General features: G+C 60.9%; 14 protein-coding genes. 6 read left to right on the top strand and 8 right to left on the bottom strand.

Going from position 1 to position 18440, the window contains the following annotated elements; translation table 11 throughout:
• Positions 1 to 77 precede the first annotated feature (77 nt).
• The 3 genes from C443_RS00795 to C443_RS00785 all read right to left on the bottom strand — a co-directional run bounded on the left by C443_RS00795 (position 78) and on the right by C443_RS00785 (position 3542).
• A complete protein-coding gene (locus tag C443_RS00795; protein WP_005532875.1) occupies positions 78 to 926 on the bottom strand; it encodes a hypothetical protein in 849 nt (282 codons plus the stop codon).
• A gap of 87 nt (positions 927 to 1013) precedes the next feature.
• On the bottom strand, positions 1014 to 1940 hold the full coding sequence (locus C443_RS00790; protein WP_005532873.1) for a hypothetical protein: 927 nt from the start codon (positions 1938 to 1940) through the stop codon (positions 1014 to 1016).
• Between the two features lie 303 nt (positions 1941 to 2243).
• Positions 2244 to 3542 (bottom strand): amidohydrolase family protein, encoded by a 1299-nt coding sequence (locus C443_RS00785; protein WP_005532871.1) that lies wholly within the window; start codon positions 3540 to 3542, stop codon positions 2244 to 2246.
• Between the two features lie 142 nt (positions 3543 to 3684).
• Between C443_RS00785 and C443_RS00780 the strand changes: the two genes are divergently transcribed.
• The 3 genes from C443_RS00780 to C443_RS00770 all read left to right on the top strand — a co-directional run bounded on the left by C443_RS00780 (position 3685) and on the right by C443_RS00770 (position 8087).
• On the top strand, positions 3685 to 5028 hold the full coding sequence (locus tag C443_RS00780) for a dihydroorotase (protein ID WP_005532870.1): 1344 nt from the start codon (positions 3685 to 3687) through the stop codon (positions 5026 to 5028).
• 160 nt (positions 5029 to 5188) lie between these two features.
• Positions 5189 to 6448 carry a threonine synthase gene (thrC, locus tag C443_RS00775; protein ID WP_005532868.1) on the top strand — a complete coding sequence of 420 codons (1260 nt, stop codon included), beginning with the start codon at positions 5189 to 5191 and terminating at the stop codon, positions 6446 to 6448.
• 232 nt (positions 6449 to 6680) lie between these two features.
• Complete coding sequence (locus tag C443_RS00770) at positions 6681 to 8087, top strand: uracil-xanthine permease family protein (protein ID WP_005532866.1); 1407 nt, start codon at positions 6681 to 6683, stop codon at positions 8085 to 8087.
• Positions 8088 to 8103: 16 nt separating this feature from the next.
• Here the strand turns inward: C443_RS00770 and C443_RS00765 are convergent, their stop codons facing one another.
• From C443_RS00765 to C443_RS00750, 4 genes are all read right to left on the bottom strand, one after another.
• Positions 8104 to 9138 carry an LLM class flavin-dependent oxidoreductase gene (locus tag C443_RS00765; protein WP_005532865.1) on the bottom strand — a complete coding sequence of 345 codons (1035 nt, stop codon included), beginning with the start codon at positions 9136 to 9138 and terminating at the stop codon, positions 8104 to 8106.
• Between the two features lie 99 nt (positions 9139 to 9237).
• The gene (locus C443_RS00760; RefSeq protein ID WP_005532863.1) at positions 9238 to 10230 is read right to left on the bottom strand and encodes an ABC transporter permease; all 993 of its coding nucleotides are present in this window, start codon (positions 10228 to 10230) and stop codon (positions 9238 to 9240) included.
• Complete coding sequence (locus C443_RS00755) at positions 10230 to 11330, bottom strand: ABC transporter permease (RefSeq protein WP_005532862.1); 1101 nt, start codon at positions 11328 to 11330, stop codon at positions 10230 to 10232. Before C443_RS00755 ends, C443_RS00760 begins: the two co-directional genes overlap by 1 nt.
• Positions 11330 to 12991, bottom strand: coding sequence for an ABC transporter ATP-binding protein (locus tag C443_RS00750; protein ID WP_005532860.1), 1662 nt, complete (start codon positions 12989 to 12991; stop codon positions 11330 to 11332). Before C443_RS00750 ends, C443_RS00755 begins: the two co-directional genes overlap by 1 nt.
• 308 nt (positions 12992 to 13299) lie before the next feature.
• Between C443_RS00750 and C443_RS00745 the strand changes: the two genes are divergently transcribed.
• Both C443_RS00745 and C443_RS00740 read left to right on the top strand, forming a co-directional pair.
• Positions 13300 to 14448, top strand: coding sequence for a BMP family ABC transporter substrate-binding protein (locus C443_RS00745; RefSeq protein WP_005532859.1), 1149 nt, complete (start codon positions 13300 to 13302; stop codon positions 14446 to 14448).
• A gap of 195 nt (positions 14449 to 14643) precedes the next feature.
• On the top strand, positions 14644 to 15759 hold the full coding sequence (locus C443_RS00740; RefSeq protein WP_005532857.1) for a BMP family ABC transporter substrate-binding protein: 1116 nt from the start codon (positions 14644 to 14646) through the stop codon (positions 15757 to 15759).
• 108 nt (positions 15760 to 15867) lie between these two features.
• Here the strand turns inward: C443_RS00740 and C443_RS00735 are convergent, their stop codons facing one another.
• Positions 15868 to 17583, bottom strand: a complete 1716-nt coding sequence (locus C443_RS00735; protein ID WP_049943834.1) for an N-acyl-D-amino-acid deacylase family protein — start codon at positions 17581 to 17583, stop codon at positions 15868 to 15870.
• 148 nt (positions 17584 to 17731) lie between these two features.
• Between C443_RS00735 and C443_RS00730 the strand changes: the two genes are divergently transcribed.
• On the top strand, positions 17732 to 18440 hold a 709-nt coding region (locus C443_RS00730; protein WP_152422992.1), incomplete at its 3' end, for a Zn-dependent hydrolase.

Genomic DNA, 18440 nt, shown 5'->3' with positions numbered 1-18440 from the left:
GTCAATTATGTATTTATAAACCCGGTAAGAGCTACGGATTGGAGAGAGTAGAGAGCTATGCGGACTGGCTGTACTGCTCACGTCGTTGGTTCGGTCGACTCTGGCAGTGAAGCCGAGTCAGTGCGTGCTTCGATCAGCAGTCGCCGGTTAACAATGTGATCGACGACAGTCGTACTGTCGAGAATTTCCGTCTCACCGTCGTGAGTTTCTGGGTCGCCGACGTACCGCCGTATCTTGAACGAATCCATCGCGTTCCGGTTCTCCGAGACCGGTTCGATAACGTCGAGGTACTCGTCAGTGGTGGTGTTACGATAGGTTTCGCCCGTGGCAAAGCCGACAACAGGGACATCCGCAGGCCACTCCCACGAGAACTGCCGGAGATACTGGTCGAACTGCCAGACGAGATGCGCTGGGTCGAGATCGTCGTCAAGTGCTCCCACAGCAGCGTCGTCGAGTGTGCGGTCCCAGTAGTCGACGACGCATTCTTTGAGGTTATCTTGCAGACAGTCCTCGACCAGTTTCTGCTCGATCGGATAGCCGATTTCGATGGCAACGATGGCGTGTCGGTCGAGATGGGTGAGACAGCGCTGGCATTCGATCTCGAACACGGACAGGCCGAGTGGATTATCAGCGGTCAGGTGGGCTAGTTCGTTCCCGCAACTGGGACACCAGAGAAACAACACCCCGTTATCCGCACCGGACAGCTCGCCGAGTACAGTCAGGTCATCAAACGGGGTGTCGGGATCGTTCGTCAGAGAGTCGGATTCGGGCTCCGGTACGGCCTCTGGGGCATCGTCCGCGTATTTGGCCAGCTTCCGGTCTTTCAACAGCGACTTGATAACCGAATCGTGCGAGGAGTGAGACTCCGTATCACGTATCTTCTCTATCTGTTCTTTCGTCCAATCACGTACGCGTATAGTTGCCATTTGTCACACATTCAAACCGGGCTACAAAAACATTTTCCTTTTATAATGAAGGATTGTCTTCGCACACGACCACCACGTAGAGAGCAGTTAATGACTGGCAGCAGTAATACGGCGCTTTATTTCCGCGTTCGAGACACGTATCTGGGTGGCTGCCAGCCGATGGGTGACGAGGTCGAGGAGATCTAACTCGGACAGTAGCCTCCGGGCGTGTGTCTGGCTCAAATCGAGACGCTGGGTCACCTCGTCCAGAGAAGTGGACTGAGTAACAGTCTGTGCGAGGTCGGCCACAGTCACGTCCTGAGAGATACCGAGTCCATCCGCGACGAGATTGTCGTCGCTGTCCTGCGAGTCCGCCTCAGCGAGCAGGTCAGCGACAGATCTGGCCCCCAGTCCGTCCGCTTCGTCGGGTTGGCTGTTGTCACCCGCCCTGTCGTCAGAAGAATCCGATTCGGCCGAGGAGCGTGCGTCGGTGTCGGTCTCGGAATCTGTCTGCACGTCGGCAAGGCTGAGTCCGCCTGCCTGTGGCGTCGTGTCAGTCGGGTCGTGGATATCGTACTCCACCATATACCGACGCACAGTTTCGGAGGTTACGTCGGCGTCAAGCGCTTCGGTCATCTCCGGGAACGTATCGCAGGCCTCGTAGGCCGCCTGAAGTGCCTCGGGGTCCTTGTATGCTGGCACGGAATCCGATTGCGAGAGGCTCTCTGCCAGTTCATTGGACGCGTCTCCCTGATCGTCTGATGGTACCGGTATGTCAGTTCCGACAGGGACGGTAACCGTCACATCAATCTCAATCCGCTTATCAGTCACATCGAACTCCTCAGCACCAACAGAGACGTCATCGTGTATCGATACGCCACCGAATACCGGCGTTGCGAGCGTCAGGTCGGCACTGATTTCGTCGTTATCCGCGGTCGTCTGGCCCCTGACTGAGACCGATTTGACCTCAGTGTCGGACGAATCCAGGCATTCGAGTACCTGCGTGAACGTCTCAAAGGCGTCACTAACTACCATATCACACCCACGAACACAGTCCCACTATTACATATGGGAACCAGAAATATTTGCTACAAGATACGGAATAGACAAATTTGGCCCCTCTGCTACGCTGCAGTCGTATTAGTGTGTGTACAGAGTGTGTACATTACCACCGATATCAGAATTTCAACTAATATTATACACCCTAAGGGCGTAATTTTAGATCCTGTCTGAAGAGGGTGCAGTGGGGGGGGTTGCCGGCAAAAAATTTACGCACTTAGGGTGTTATCTGTACAGCCCCATTGCCACGGATGAGGAGGACACCTGTGGGGAACTGACCTACAACCGCTCCCAGAGTTCGGCACTCGCATCGCCGACAGCAGTCATATCCGAATCATCGACGCCGGTGATGCCTGATGTCTGATCATACACAGGCTCTCCATCGATAATTGTCCGGGTTACATCCGCACGGCTTGCGGCGCTGACGACGTAGTAGGGCGCGCTCCCGTCCAACACTGGATTCGGCCCCAGATCCAGCGTGACGAAATCACCGCGTTTGCCGACCTCGATACTGCCGACAGCGTCGTCCATCCCCAGCACCGCCGCACTGCCGATTGTCGCCCATTCGAGGGCAGTCGCCATGTCGAAGCCGCTGGGGTTGCGTTGCTTGAGTTTGTGGATACCGACGGCTGAGCGCATGGTCTCGAACATGTCCGGGTCCCATCCGTCGTCACCGAGTCCGATCGTCATTTCGTGGGCTTGCATTGTTTCGACATCGGCGATACCGACGGCGTTGTTGATGTTTGAATAGGGGTTGTGAGCGACGCTGACATCGTTATCTGCGAGAATTTCGATTTCGGACTCGGTGGAATGGACGCAGTGGGCGGCGATGACCTCGGCGTCGAAAAAGCCCATGTCTTGGAGCGCTGGAACCGGTCGTTTCCCGTAGTCGGCGATGGATTCGTGCACGTCGACCAGTCCCTCTTCGAGGTGTATCTGGATCGGGCGGTCGTCGTCGATAGCCTGGTCGACACACTCTTCAACGATGTCTTCGGTGTTAGTAAACAGTGTATGGAGGCAGTAGTGGCCGGATACGGTGTCGTACCGGTCTTCCGCTTCGTCGATGAATCGCTGATTCTCAGCGATTCCGTCTCTGGCCTGAGATTCGGAGTTTCTGGCTGTCGTCTCGAAAGTAATCATCCCACGGATCGGCGTCTGTGCCACCCCCTCGGCAACGGCGTCAAGTCCGCCCGGCAGCGTGTTCGGTCCGGAGTAGTTGTCACAGAAGGTGGTGACGCCACTCTGAAGCATTTCGGCGCAGGACCCCAGCGCGGACAGGCGAGCGTCGCGCTCAGTAAACGCCTCGTCGACGTTCCACCAGATGTCGACGAGCGATTCGTAGAAACTCTCGGGTGACGCAGCGAGCGGCGCGCCGCGAATCGGGAGCGCGTACATGTGGGTGTGGCAGTTTACCAGTCCCGGGATGACGACTTCGTCAGTGGCGTCGATCGCGTCAGGACCGGACGCGTAGCCGTCCTCGATAGCGACGATTTCACCGCCCTCGACCACGACGTGTACTTCCGACCGGACCGTGCGCTCATCGTCCATCGTGATGAGCGTCCCTGCGTTCAGTATCACAGGTTGGGGGAAACCGTCAACCGACTAAAAGCTACTCCGCCCCAGAACGGCCTTACCAGCCACTCTATCACAACCACGGTGTGCGACGGATGTGGCGTCTCACACACCAACTGTTTTCGTCGTTCGCCCTGGCCATACTGGTATGACAGACATTCACATCAAAGGTGCACAGGTGGTGACGGCATCGGGTGTCCACCGCGGTGAGATTGCGATTTCTGACGGAACGATAGACGCCGTTGGTCCGGCAGCCTCGATCCCAGCCCCCAGTGACCCAGACACCGTCATCGACGCAGACGGCATGGTCGCGCTCCCGGGCGCTATCGACGTGCACACGCATATGCACGACGACGAACTGTTTCCCGAGGGGATTGACTTCGCGTCCCAGACCGCGAGTGCGGTCGCCGGCGGGGTGACGACGGTCGTCGAGCTACCGACGCAGACATCCGTCACAACTCCCGACGCACTGCAGGAGAAAGCAGAGACGTGCTCGGCGCTCGCACACGTCGATTTCGGCCTCGTCGCAGGTAATATTCAAGATCCCGATATCGACGTGGCCGGCATCATGGACGCCGGAACGGCGGATTTCAAGACATTTACCGCAGACCCGTACCTCGCGAGTGACGCATCTATCGCGGCGCTCATGCGGCGTGTCGGCAATGCCGGGGGGACGGTTCGCGTTCACTGCGAGACGCAGGGACTGCTCGACGACGCGCGGTCGACTATCGACGGCGACGAGCCCGACGTATACATGGACTCACGACCGCTGGAAGCCGAACTTGACGCGATATCCCGCGCGGGCTACTTCGCGGAGTACGCCGACTGTCCGCTGCACGTGGTCCACATCTCCAGCGGAAGCGGCGCACGCGAGGCCGGGCGCTTCAAATCACGAGCCAATGTACCAGTCACGCTCGAAACCTGTCCACAGTATCTGGCCTTCTCAAAGGGTGACGTTGCCGACAAGGGGCCGTTCCTGAAGGTCAACCCCAGCCTCAAATCGGACGCTGAACGGGAGCGGCTCTGGGATGCGGTGCAGGACGGGACGATCGACCTCATCGGTACGGATCACTTTCCGACGTACCGCGAGACGCGGGAAGCCGGCTGGGAAGATATCTGGGAGCCCTACGCCGGCCTCCCGGGCGTCGAAACGATGGTCGAGTTCCTCGTCAGCGAGGGCGTCCACGAGGATCGGATATCCTGGCCGCGGCTCCGCGAGCTCGTGTGTACAGCTCCGGCACGGAACGCCGGAATCTATCCACGGAAAGGGTCGCTGCAGGTCGGAACGGATGCGGACGTGATGCTTGTCCGGACCGAGGAGTACGAGGTCACCGCCGACGACCACACGTTCGTCGGTGGCTGGACGCCGTACGAGGGACAGCGCTGGAGTGCGCGTGTGGACACGGTCGTCGCTGGTGGTGAGATTGTCGCAAAGGATCACGAGGTCCGGTCAACGGCGGGCCGTGGTGAGTTCTTGGACCGCCCGCTGTAGCGGTTTTCGCAGCCATTGATCTGATAGTTAAACCACAAATAGATGTGTGGCGTGTGCTGTCTGTGTGTGAAGGTGTGGCAGCCACGACAGAGGAGGGTCACCTCACAATCGATCTAAAGCCGCAGTACGGTTTTATACCCGGTTGTACTCAGAATGTAGTATGGGCATGACGCAAGTGACGACCCTCGAGTGCACACTCTGTGGGGCAGAGTACGACCCGAACCAGATAATCTACACCTGTCCCGAACACGAGGGCGTGAAGGGAATTCTCGAAGTAACGTACGACTACGACGCTATCGACGACGCGTTCGACGGCGACCTCGGTGGATCGATTGCGAGCCAGTGGAAATACGAGGCGTTCTTGCCAGTCGCAACGGACGCTGATATCGTGACGCTCAACGAGGGCGGGACGGACCTCTTCGACGCCCCGAACCTCAGCGACGCACTGTGCGTCGAGACGCTCGTCAAGGACGACGGGCGGAACCCGACTGGCTGTTTCAAGGACCGCGCCAGCGCTGTCGCTGTCACGAAAGCCAGACACGCCGGTCGCGACATCATTACCTGCGCCTCGACCGGGAACGCAGCCGCATCGCTGTCGGGCTATGCCGCCCGCGGGGGGATGGACTGCCGTATTTTCGTCCCCGGAGACGCCCCGACGGGGAAACTCGCACAGCCGCTCGTCTACGGTGCGGACGTTCTGGCTGTCAACGGCAGCTACGACGAAGCCTACGACCTCAGCGTCGAAGTCACCGAGAAGTACGGCTGGTACAACCGCAACGCGGCCATCAATCCGTTCCAAGTCGAGGGCAAGCGAACCGTCGGTCACGAACTCGCCGACCAGTCTATCGCTCGCGGACACGTCCCCGACTGGGTCGTCTTCTCGATGGGTGACGGCTGTACGATTGCCGGGGCATGGAAGGGGTTCAAAGAGTTCTACGACCTCGGCTACGTCGACGACCACCCGAAGATGCTCGGCGTCCAGGCCGAGGGGGCGTCGGCCATCCACGATACTTTCCACGACCACGAGGACATCGACGATATCGCCGAAACGCTGGCCGATTCAATCGCTGTCGGACGGCCACGGAACACGATCAAAGCATGCCGCGCGCTGGAACAGAGCGGGGGGACGAGCGTGCTGGTCTCCGACGACGAGATTCTGGACGCCGAGAAACTGCTTGGCAGCACCGAGGGAATCTACTCCGAGCCGGCAGGCGCAACGCCCGTTGCCGGCGTCCAGACGGCGCTCGACCGGGGGATAATCGAGCAAGACGAAACCGTCGTCGTGGTGTCCACCGGCTTTGGCCTGAAGGACACGAAAAGCGCCGAGAGGGCGACCGGCGGGGTGGATCGAATCGATCCAGAAATCACGGAGGTTGAGGGTCTGTACGGCACGGCCGAGGAAGCCGCAGCCGACGACTGACGCTATCGGACATTTGCGCGACACGGACCAGCACGCTGTCTTTTTGCGATCAGTTTCGACACACTGTCGAGTCGGGGGAGCTGCAGTTCCAAAGTATATCAGGTCGCACATCCAACGAGTATCAGGTTTTAATGAGACATACGGATAGTGATATCGGACAGAGTTAAACACATATATTGGTATAAGGATTCTAGTAGGTGGATTGAAAAGATAGGGGATTGGATGGCATCCCATGAGCGGTCCAGAGACAGACCAGCAGTCAGTCGTACTGTACGATATCGAAGACAAACCGCCGTTAGGGAAGGCAATTCCACTCGGCATCCAGCACGTGCTCGCGATGTTTCTGGGCAACGTCGCGCCCCCGCTCATCCTCGCGGGGGCCGTCGGCTCTGTCACAGGGGAGACGACGTTTCTCGTCCAGATGGCGCTCATCGTCGCCGGTATCGCGACCATCGTCCAGGCGTATCCGGTCGGTCCCGTCGGCGCGCGGCTCCCGGTCGTCATGGGGACCAGTTTCGCGTTTCTCGGGCCGCTTATCGGCATCGGCAATCAGTTCGGTATCGCCGCCGTCTTCGGCGCGTCACTGCTCGCTGCGCCGGTCGAGGTCATCATGGGCGTCTCGTTCGACCGGTTCCGGCGGTTCTTCCCCCCGCTTGTCACCGGCATCGTCGTGATGCTCATCGGACTTACCCTCATCCCCACGGGAATGAACTACGCCGCAGGGGCCTCGGCCGGCCCGTCAGCGGAGGGATACGGCTCCTTCGTGAACCTCGGCCTCGCGGGGCTTGTTCTGATCGTCACGGTCGGGCTGAACCAGTTCTTCGAGGGCTTTCTCCGCGTCATCAGCGTGTTCGTAGGTATCATCGTAGGTTACCTCATCGCGCTTGCACTGGGCGTGGTTGACCTCTCAGCGGTCGCTGCTGCCGGATGGGTGACGGTTCCCGTTCCGCTCAAATACGGCCTCACCTTCGAGCCAAGCGCCGTCGTCACCGTGGCCTTCCTCTACATCATCACCGGCATGGAGACTATCGGGGATATCTCGGGGACGGTGTCCGCGACCGGCCGGGACGCCACCCGCGAGGAAATCCGCGGTGGCCTCGTCGCCGACGGCGTGATGAGCGTCTTCGGCGCAGTATTCAATGCGCTCCCGAATACGTCGTTCTCGCAGAACGTCGGGCTCGTGAACTTCACCGGCGTCGCCAGCCGGTACGTTGCTGGCATCGGGGGCGTTGTGCTGCTTGCACTCGGGTTCGTCCCGAAGGTCGGCGCAATCGTCTCGGCGATGCCCGACGCTGTGCTTGGAGGCGGCGCGCTCATCCTGTTCGCGATGATATTCTCCTCCGGCGCACGCCTCATCACGCAGAACGTCGAGCTAGACCACCGCAATTCAACCATCCTCGCGATGTCGATGGCGCTCGGCCTCGGCGTCGCGTTCCGCCCCGAAATTCTCCAGAACTTCCCGTCTGAAGTACAGACGCTGTTCGGGTCCGCACTCGTCACTGGGGGGATGGCCGCTCTCATTCTCAATATTGTGTTCCCCGGCGGGAGTGTCGGGACGGGGCCGACCGAATACACTGCTGGGCTAGAACCGAGTCCGGCCGAATCCGGAGCAGGTGCGCCGCCGGTCGACGACGATTGAGAATCGATCCAACGGACTACAGGTAGCCGTCCGCGAACTCGTCGATCATCAGCCGCCGGTCATCGCCAAGCGGATAGAGAATCGGGCACTGACAGCCCGTCTCTGCGTACTCCCGGACTTTCTCCCGACACTGTTCGGGCGTGCCGCTGGCGGTGAGTTTGTGCACCACGTCGTCCGGAATGAGGTGCATCCCCTCTTTGATATCGTCCTTGTCGGCCGGCCACCCGCCGATAGTCTCGCCCACCTCGTCGATGAGGTCCTGACTGACGCCGCTGGCTTTCATAATGTGGGGCTGTTGCCCGAGGTACTGCGTGATGAGTTCGCGGGCGTTGTCCAGGGCTTTCTCTTCGTCGTGGTCCATCGAGCAGACGACCAGTTGTGGCCGGTCGATGTCGTCAAGCGAGCGGTCGCCGCGCTCCGCCCCGGTCTCCAGTGCGTCGAGGGCCTTCTCGTTGTACTCCGGGCTGACAAGGTAGTTCAGCAGTGCGCCGTCGGCGAAGTGGCCGGTGAGTTCCAGCATCTTGAACCCGGTCCCACCGACGTAGACGGGAACGGTTCGCGGCCCGTCGTCGCCGTGGACCACGTCCAGTTCTACGTCCCGCATCTGGACGAACTCACCGTCGTAGGTGACGTTCTCCATGTCCAGCAGATCCTGAGTTACTTCGACACACTCACGCATCGCCCGCAGTGCGCCGCTGCGGTCGATACCGACTTTTTCTGCCAGCGGGTCCCACCACGCGCCGATGCCGCACATGATGCGGTCCGGGCCGGCGAGTTCCTCCAGCGTGCTCATCGACTGCGCGATCAGCGCCGCGTTCCGCGTCCAGTTGTTGATGACGCCGGTGCCGAGTTTGATGTCATCGGTGACTGCGGCGTACGCACCGAGGGGGGAAACGGCGTCGCGTGCCAGGCGCGATTCGGCCTGCCAGATTTCGTCGATGCCCTGCTCTTCCGCGTACTGCACAAGGTCCACGTTCTCTTCTAGCGAGTGTTTGTCCTGCAAGTAGATACCGACGCGGTCGCCTCTCTCGAAGACCTGATTGGCGCTCATGAGACATACTGGATTCTCCGAATACCGATAAATAGATTTGGCCACACACACGGTCTGTGGGAGGTGTGGCCGCCAGTATTGGCCTGCGTCGCGGACCACTCAGTCCGTCTCGCGACTGTAGGACTGCAACAGCGCCGAGGGAACCGCAAGCTGGTCGCTCTTGGTCCGGATGACGGCGTAGGCCAGCACGATAATCGTCGCCAGATACGGGTACGTCCCCATGATCTGTGGCGTCATGAGGAACTCGACCATGGGATTAATAACCCCCGCGAGAGGTGCATCAGGGCCCAGCGTCAGCGAGATCGACTGGGAGCGAATGCGGAGCGCGTCGAGTAGCCCGAACAGGTAGGCTCCGACCAGCATCCGGCGGGGCCGCCACTGTGCGAAGATGACTAGCGCGACGGCGATCCAGCCCCGACCCGCGGTCATGCCGGGGACCCAGAGCTGCGAGAAGGCCAGCGAGAGGTGTGCGCCGGCCGCGCCGGCGAACCCGCCGCCGATGAGCACCGCGAGGTACCGAAGCCTGAACACGGACACCCCCATTGTATCCGCCATCTCTGGGTCCTCTCCGACGGCGATCATCTCCAGCCCGAGGTTCGAGTGGTACAGGAAGTACCAGACCACGACCAACAGGCCGAGAGCGAGGTAGTCCGTCGCCGTACTCCGGAAGAAGGCCTCACCGATGACCGGGATCCCGACGAGGTACTGGCCGACGAGCGGGAACGTCATCTGCGGGAAGCCGCTAATCGACTCTTCGACCCAGCCGGAGCCGAAAAAGGTCGTCAGCCCGGTCCCAAGCAGCGTCAGCATGACGCCGCTGATGACCTGATTCGACTTCAGCGTGATACAGAGGAACGCGTGGACCAGTGCCAGCACCATTCCGAGGAGGATGCCGACGCCGAATCCAAGCCAGTGGCTCCCCGTGACGACGGTCGTAATGAATCCGCCGAGTGCGCCGACGAGCATCATCCCCTCGACGCCGAGGTTGAGGACGCCCGCCCGCTCGCTGATGAGTTCGCCCATCCCAGCGAGGAGTAGCACCGTCGCCGCCTGAACAGTCGCATCGAGCAGGCCGGCGATGAAGCTCACCATCAGTCGTCACCTCGCTGTGGCTGGGCTGGTGTCTCCGCTGGCCCGCGTTTGAGGTCGATACCGACACGGTAGCTCTTGAAGAACTCCGCCGTGATCAGGAAGAGAATGACCAGCGCCTGGATGATCTCGACCAGCGCCGCAGGCACACCGAATGCCACTTCCATACTCGATCCGCCGACGAACAGGACGGCGAAGAACAGGCCGGCGAGCATCACTTTGAACGCGCTGTTGCGACCGAGCAGCGCGATCGGAATGGCCGTGAAGCCGTATCCGGGTTCGAACCCCGCGCGGTATCGACCTTGCGCGCCAGCGATCTCGCTGATGCCGCCCATGGCCGCGAACGCGCCTCCGACCACGAACACGAGGAGGTACACGTAGAACTTGCTCATGCCCGCCTGCTGGGCGGCCTCGTCGTTCGAGCCAACGAACGTGATTTCGAACCCGAGCCGGGTTTTCGTCATCAGGACGTACGTCGCTATCACCATGCAAACGGCGGCGAGGAGACCGGCGTGGACGCCGCCGAACAGTTCCGGAATCGTCGCAGCCTCGGAGAACCGGTCCGACTGTGGGAAGTTTCCGGCCCCGCCCTGCATCGGTCCGCGGAGCAAGTAGCTCTGGATTTCGAGCGCGACGAACGTCAGCAGGAGCGACGTGATGATCTCGTTGACGTCCCACTTCGCACGCAGGTACGCTGGGATACCAGCCCAGATACCGCCGGCCACGGCTGCGGCGACGAACATCAGCGGGACCAGTGCGAGCCCCGGCAGCGAGACGTTCAGCCCGATCCACGTCCCCGCGAGCGCGCCGGCAACGAGTTGCCCCTCGGCACCGATGTTGAACAGGCCCGCTTTCAGTGGGAGATACACTGCCAGGCCCGTAAGAATCAACGGAATCGCCTTCGTCAGCGTCTCGCTGATACCGAACTCGGTCACGAGCGTCTCGACGAACATCGTCCTGTACGCCGCGACAGGGTTCACGTCGAGGACGACCAGTGCGATGGCGCTCACTGCCAGCGCGGCGAGAACCGTGAACACGGGCGTCCCGTAGGCCAGCCAGGCCGGACTGTCCTCGCGTGCGTCGACGGTTACTGCGACGTTCATTAGCTCTCACTCCCCTGTGTGACTCCTGACGGGGGCGGCGACGTCTCCATCTGGCCTTCGTCGTCGCCACCACCAGTCATCTCCAGCCCGATCCGTTCCCGGTCGGCTTCGGCCGGTGTCGTCTCGTAAACGAACTCACCCTCGTACACGACGAGAATCCTGTCGCTCAGGTCGAATATCTCGTCGAGGTCTTCGGAGAGGAGGATTATGCCGGTTCCCGCTTTCCGCTGTTCGAGCAGCGTCTCCCTGATAAACTCGATCGCTCCGACATCGACACCGCGGGTCGGTTGGTTCGCGATGAGCAGGTCCGGATCGCGGTAGATTTCCCGCGCCAGAATGAGCTTCTGGAGGTTCCCTCCGGAGAGGTCGCCGGCCTTGGTCTCGGTCACGTCGCTGACACCGCGGACATCGAACTCTTCGACCAGCGTCTCTGCGTATTCGCGGAGTTCCCCGTAGTCAAGGAACGGTCGGTCGCCGAACCGGCTGTCCCTGAAATCCTTCATCGTGGCGTTGTGCATCACCGAGAGGTCCTCAGCACAGCCGTACTGAAGCCGGTCCTCAGGGACGAACGAGACGCCGCTATCGACGAACGTCTTCGGTTTCGCGCCGGTGATGTCCTCGCCGTTGACGACGAGCTCGCCGGCAGTCACGTCTCGGATGCCGGCCATGACCTCGGCGAGTTCCTTCTGGCCGTTGCCGCTTACGCCCGCGATACCGACGATTTCGCCTTGCCGAACCGTCAGGTCGATGCCGGAAAGAGCTTCGATATTTCGGTTGTCTGTGGCCTCGACTCCGCGTGCGCGCAAGACTGGCTCGCCGAGGTCGACCGCTTCCCTGTCTATTTCGAATAGCACTTCCCGGCCGACCATCATCTCCGCGAGGTCTGCCCGAGAGACTGACGATACTTCGGCAGTACCGACGTTTTGCCCCTCCCGAAGCACCGTTACCCGGTCGACGATAGCGTCGACCTCAGTGAGCTTGTGCGTAATGAAAATTATCGAAAGCCCCTCGTCTGTCAGCCGTTCGAGCGAGTCGAAGAGCCGCTCAGCCTCGGTCGGAGTGAGAACCGCCGTCGGTTCATCGAGAATCAGGAGGTCAACGTCCCGGTACAGCGCCTTGAGTATCTCGACGCGCTGTTGCTGGCCCACATCAAGCTCCCAGATTTTCGCGCTCACATCGATATCAAATCCGTACTGGTCCGCTAGATCCTGAATCCGCTGTTCAGGCACGTCAAGACCAAGCGAGAACTGGCCGGCAAGCGACTGGACGAGGCTGTTGTTCCGGATGGCCGCCGGAAGCCAGCTATCCGCCGCATCGCTACGAAACGCTGTGGCCGGTTCACGTTCGCCAAGCACAACGTTCTCGGCGACGGTCAGCCGCGGTATCAGCATGAAGTGCTGGTGAACCATCCCGATACCGGCGTCGATGGCGTCCTGTGGCGACCCGAGGTCGAGTCGCTCGCCGTCGAGATAGATATCGCCGTCGTCCTGCGAGTAGAGCCCGTACAGAATCTTCATCAGCGTACTTTTTCCCGCACCGTTTTCACCGAGGAGGCCGTGTATTTCCCCGCGCTCGACGGAGAGGTCGACGTGGTCGTTGGCGACGACCCCGGGGAACTCCTTCAGAATCCCCTCCATCCTGAGCGTGGTGTCTTCGGACATGCTCTCTGATCTTGAGCGGGTATCAACAATGTAGTGGCATAATTGTTTTCAAAGGTAGCTATATTCGCCGTCCAGAACGGGAAATGGCGGACATTTGCCAAGTATCAGTTGTCGTGTGCTAGCGTCCGTTGGCGATCTGGGTTCCGTCTGTCTGTACCAACAATAGTATGAACATATGATTCAAGTAGTTGCCACAAGTTATGATATTAGCCCATATCTATAGCATATATTTGGACAATGTTATAGAGAAAGCTGCGTGAACGGAACGATTTAAGTTATTGTTTCTGCAATGACTACCCGGTTAGTTAATGGTTGACAAGAAACATACCAAATCGAGACGGGAGCTACTGACAGCACTTGGGGCAGCAGGAATTACCGGGCTCGCGGGTTGTAGTGGTGGTGACGGGGGTGGTGGCGAGGCGGCCACCGACACCGCCGATGGCGGGGCTGCCGACGGTACTGCGACCGGCAGTGATGGCGGGTCCGGAACGGATTCGGTCACCGCTGCCTGGGTGTACAATTCGGAGGTCGGCGACCTCGGTTGGTCCTGGGCCCACAACGAAGGGCGGAAGGCGGTCGCAGCGGAGTACGACTGGCTGGAGACGGAGTACACAGAGGCTGTCGCTCCCGCTGATTCCGAGCGGGTGTTCGAACAGTACGCGCAGGGAGACGCCGATATCATCTTCGGCTGTACGTTCGAGTATCAGGACCCGATGGCGTCGGTAGCGGAGCAGTACCCCGATACGTACTTCGAACACAACACCGGCTACCTGACGATGGAGAACATGGGGCGGTACATGGGGCGGATCTATCAGCCCCGGTACCTCGCCGGGCAAGCAGCCGGGACCGTAACGGAGACAGACACGCTAGGATACGTAGCGGCCTTCCCGATTCCGGAAGTCATCCGTGGCATCAACGCCTACGCGCTCGGGGCCGCGTCTGTCAACGACAGTGCGACGCTGAAAGTCAGATGGACGAACTCCTGGTTCGACCCGCCGACCGAGAGCGAGGCGGCGAACGCCCTGCTGGACGAGGATGTCGACGTGATGGCCCAGCATCAGGACTCCCCCGCCGCACTCCGTGCAGCCGCCGATGCGGGTATCTGGGCGACCGGCTACGACGCGCCGATGGGCGACATTGCCGGCGAGAACTATCTCACGTCGCCGATCTGGCACTGGGAGGAGTTCTATGGGCCGACTATCGAATCTGTCAGGGACGGCACCTGGGAATCCGACGCGTACTGGGAGGGCATCGAGTCGGGCATCTGTAGTCTGGACGACTGGGGGCCTGAAGTCCCCCAAGCGGCAAAAGACACCGTTTCGGAGGCGCGGTCGGCGATACTCGACGGAGAACTGAACGTCTGGGCCGGTTCGGCATTCGAAGGCGAGGGCGACGAGTTCCTCTTTCAGGAGATGAGTAGCTACGTCGACGCCGTCGAGGGCGAGGTCCCGAGCTGACCCCGCCATCGGTCTTCGACGACATTAATCGACTGTGTGTTGCTGTGGCTCCCGGGAGAATATAACAACGTTCGTAGTATTATTGAGCTATAAATAGGAATCCCGGCCAATTATGTTCCAATGTATTCCTTCGCTGCAAGGTCAAGAATGGTATCGCTTAAGTAGGAGTTTCCGCTACCTCTACCCAGTTCAGTAATGGTGAATACCAACCGAACGATATCGCGGCGGGAGATGCTGGGTGCGCTTGGGGCGACAGGAGTAACGGCACTAGCCGGCTGTAGTGGCGGGAGCGACGACACAAACACGGCTGACGGCACGACGACCGGCGAGAGTGGCTCCGGGTCCGACTCCGTCACCGCTGCCTGGGTGTACATCTCAGAGGTGGGCGACCTCGGGTGGTCCCACGCCCACGACGAGGGGCGAAAGGCGGTCGACAAAAAGTACGACTGGCTGGAAACCGAGTACACGGAAGCTGTCGCGCCGGAGGACTCGGAACGCGTGTTCGAGCAGTACGCACAGGGTGACGCCGACATCGTCTTCGGGACGACGTTCAACTACCAGGACCCGATGTTCAACATTGCGGAACAGTACCCAGACACGTACTTCGAGCACGCGACCGGCTATCGGACCCGGGAGAACATGGGCCGGTACATGGGTCGGATCTACCAGCCCCGGTATCTCGCCGGCCAAGCAGCTGGGATGGTGACCGAGAACAACACAATTGGCTACGTCGCCGCCTTCCCAATCCCCGAAGTTATCCGCTCAATCAACGCCATGGCGCTCGGTGCACGGTCGGTGAACCCGGACGCGACGTTCAAAATCCGGTGGGTCAACGCGTGGTTCGACCCACAGACCTCGAAGCAGGCAGCCAACTCACTCATCGATGATGGCTGTGATGTTATCTCACAGGAGCAGGACTCCCCTGCACCGGTCAAGGCTGCAAACGAGGCAGACGTGTGGGCCTCCGGCTACAACGCGCCGATGGGCGAGTTCGGCGGCGACAACTACCTCATCTCCCCGGTGTGGAACTGGGAAGAGGTGTACGACCCGACCATTTCGGCGGTTCGGGACGAGACCTGGGAATCCGATGCCTTCTGGGGCGGCATGGAGACGAACCTCCCAACGCTCGACGAGTGGGGGCCGGAAGTCCCGCAGGAGGTCAAGGACACCGTGGCCGAGACGGAAGAGAAAATCGTCAACGGCGACCTCGATGTCTGGGCCGGTTCGATGTTCGAGGACAAGAGCGACGAGTTCCTGTTCCAAGAGATGAACAGTTTCGTCGACGCCGTCGACGCCGAAGTATCGGAGTAGAGCGGCCTAGGTTCGCCGTTCGTTTCCGCTTCGATACTGTCCCGCCGGTAGCGAGCATTCGTATAGGCAACTCACCGGACAATCTGTCAGAGCGGACAGATAAGCCAATCAGTCGTCAACGGCGCGGTCAAGTTCGGGGCGGGTCGCACCGCCCCACTCCTCATAAGAGCGAAGCACGTCGCCGTTTCGCTCGCCGGTCAGTTCGCCATCTCGGACTGCAATCTCGCCGCCGACGAGAACGTATTCCATCCCGTCGGAGAACTGAAACGGGTTCTCGTAGGTCGCGTTCGCCGCCACCGAGTCGAGGTCAAAAACCACGAGGTCCGCGATGTATCCCTCACGGACGTAGCCGCGGTCCCTGAGGCCGAGGATATCGGCAGGGTTGCCTGCGGCCTTGTACGCCATCAGTTCCGGTGAGAGCACGTCCCGCTCCCGGACATACCGTTCGAGGATGCGACTGAACGCGCCGATGGCCCGAGGATGGGGCTTCCCGCCGAAGATGCCGTCCGTACAGAACGTGCCGCGGTCGTCGGCGAGAAACCGCTCGATGTCTTCCTCGGCCATCACGAAGTCAGCCATCGTCACGTCCAGTTCCTCCGCGACGAGCAATTCACACATCGCGTCGACCGGCTCGCGGCCCATCTCGGCAGCGATGGCCGCGATGGTGTCGCCCTGATAGCGGCCACTCCCCGTCCGCGTAATAAGGATATTGTCCCACGACCCGGCGGCGTACGCGAGGTTCTCCCAGTCACCCGGCTGAGAGATGTCAGTGGCGATGCGGTCGCGAACCGCCGCGGAGTTGAGACGGTGACGGATGGCCTCTGAGTCGCCCTGCCGTGCCCACGGCGGCAGCAGTGCGGTGAGCATCGTCGACCCGGCGGTGTACGGATACTGGTCGAAGGTGACCCGCTGGCCACGGTCGATGGCGTCGTCGAACAGGTCGAGCACGGCCTCGGAATTCCCCCAGTTCTGCTGGCCGCCAACCTTGAGATGTGAGACGTGGGCGTGACAGCCGCCGCGTCGGCAGATGTCGAGATACCGGTCGATAGATTCGACCACGCGATCTGTCTCGTTCCAGACGTGAGAGATCATGAACGAGTCGCGCTTGGCGAGGGTGTCCGCAAGCGCCACCAGTTCGTCGTCGCGAGCGTACGAACTCGGCGGATATATCATTCCTTTCGACATACCGAACGCGCCTTCTTCTAGCGCTACTTCGAGTTCCTGTCGGATCGCGTCGAGTTCACCGGGCGCTGTGTCGTGGTCTGACTTCGGTCTGTCCAGCCGTTGATCGGTGACTGGTCCGGCGGCGACGACATGTTCGTCGCTGAGTGGGCGGTCCTCGAACCCGGCCAGCATCGACCTGATGTTGCCGTGTGGGGCGTAGTACGCACAGTTGACAGCTGGGTCGGCGGATTCAAGCGCTTCGAGATAGCCGGAGACGGTGTGCCAGGGCCACGTTTCGCCGAGCGTGCCGTCAAGTGATTTGACCCGCTCTGCCCACTCGTCGGTGAGGTTCGGCGGCACCGGGGCGACGCTAACCCCGTCCTGGCCGAGGACTTCCGTCGTGATTCCCTGCGTCAGTTTCTCCTTGGCACTGGGATTCTCGAAAAGCCGCAGCTCCGAATGCGCATGCATATCGATGAATCCCGGCGCGAGATACGACCCGTCGAGATCGATAACGCGGTCGGCGTCGAGCGGGGCCTCGCTGATGGCATCGATTCGACCGTCGGCGACACGCACGCTCGCAGCGAACGGCGGACGACCGCTTCCGTCCAGCACCCGCGCGTCTCGGAACGCGATAGACGCGACACTCGGCTCGGTCATGTCTGCCGACTCGCGGAACGGTCGTTTGGCTCTTTCGGTGGTCTCAACCGTGTGTGACAGCGGGCGAGCGCGTGCCACACATGTCTGTCAGCCTGTGTGGCGCTACCCCGACGCAATCTTCAAGACGACACCGCGGAACAGCTATCCAATGCCATCCATCAGTCTCGATAGCGAGCGGTTCAGACGGCGTTTCGATACGTTCAACAAGATCGGCGCGACGGAACGGGGCGGCGTCAACAGGCCGAGCCTGTCCGACGAGAACAAGGCAGCCCGCGACACACTGGTCGAGTGGTTCCGCGAGGCCGGGCTGGAGGTCCGTATCGACACGATGGGCAATATCTTCGGTCGCCGAGACGGGACAGAGGGCGACGCCGCGCCGGTGCTGTTCGGGTCACACATCGACAGCCAGTACAACGGCGGTCGGTACGACGGCGTTATCGGCGTCCTTGGTGGATTGGAAGTGATCGAGGCGTTCAACGACGCCGGCGTGACGACCGAACGGCCGCTGGAGGTCGTCGCCTGGAGCAACGAGGAGGGCGTCCGTTTTCAGCCGGATATGCTCGGCAGCGGTGTCTACTGTGATATTTTCGGCCTCGACTACGCGTACGAGCGCGAGGACAAGGAGGGCAGGCGGTTCGGCGACGAACTCGAACGCATCGGCTACAGAGGAGATGTTCCCTGCGAAGCCGACGACATCCACTGCTACTTCGAGATGCACGTCGAGCAGGGGCCGTTTCTCGAACAGCAGGACATCCCAGTCGCCGCTGTCGAAGGCGTGTTCGGCTTTTCCTGGCTGAACGTCACCTTCGAGGGTCAGGCGAACCACGCCGGGCCGACGCCGATGGATATGCGCCACG

Source organism: Haloarcula argentinensis DSM 12282, assembly GCA_000336895.1.
In the GTDB taxonomy this organism is placed as follows: Archaea; Halobacteriota; Halobacteria; order Halobacteriales; family Haloarculaceae; genus Haloarcula; species Haloarcula argentinensis.
Note: the sequence above shows the minus strand (reverse complement) of the source record. Positions and strands in the feature narration are given on the sequence as shown.

Coding starts and splice junctions, on each gene's coding strand:
- C443_RS00795 (WP_005532875.1), bottom strand. CDS start 926: ATGGCAACTATACGCGTACGTGATTGGACGAAAGAACAGATAGAGAAG.
- C443_RS00790 (WP_005532873.1), bottom strand. CDS start 1,940: ATGGTAGTTAGTGACGCCTTTGAGACGTTCACGCAGGTACTCGAATGC.
- C443_RS00780 (WP_005532870.1), top strand. CDS start 3,685: ATGACAGACATTCACATCAAAGGTGCACAGGTGGTGACGGCATCGGGT.
- thrC (WP_005532868.1), top strand. CDS start 5,189: ATGGGCATGACGCAAGTGACGACCCTCGAGTGCACACTCTGTGGGGCA.
- C443_RS00770 (WP_005532866.1), top strand. CDS start 6,681: ATGAGCGGTCCAGAGACAGACCAGCAGTCAGTCGTACTGTACGATATC.
- C443_RS00765 (WP_005532865.1), bottom strand. CDS start 9,138: ATGAGCGCCAATCAGGTCTTCGAGAGAGGCGACCGCGTCGGTATCTAC.
- C443_RS00760 (WP_005532863.1), bottom strand. CDS start 10,230: ATGGTGAGCTTCATCGCCGGCCTGCTCGATGCGACTGTTCAGGCGGCG.
- C443_RS00755 (WP_005532862.1), bottom strand. CDS start 11,330: ATGAACGTCGCAGTAACCGTCGACGCACGCGAGGACAGTCCGGCCTGG.
- C443_RS00750 (WP_005532860.1), bottom strand. CDS start 12,991: ATGTCCGAAGACACCACGCTCAGGATGGAGGGGATTCTGAAGGAGTTC.
- C443_RS00745 (WP_005532859.1), top strand. CDS start 13,300: ATGGTTGACAAGAAACATACCAAATCGAGACGGGAGCTACTGACAGCA.
- C443_RS00740 (WP_005532857.1), top strand. CDS start 14,644: ATGGTGAATACCAACCGAACGATATCGCGGCGGGAGATGCTGGGTGCG.
- C443_RS00735 (WP_049943834.1), bottom strand. CDS start 17,583: ATGACCGAGCCGAGTGTCGCGTCTATCGCGTTCCGAGACGCGCGGGTG.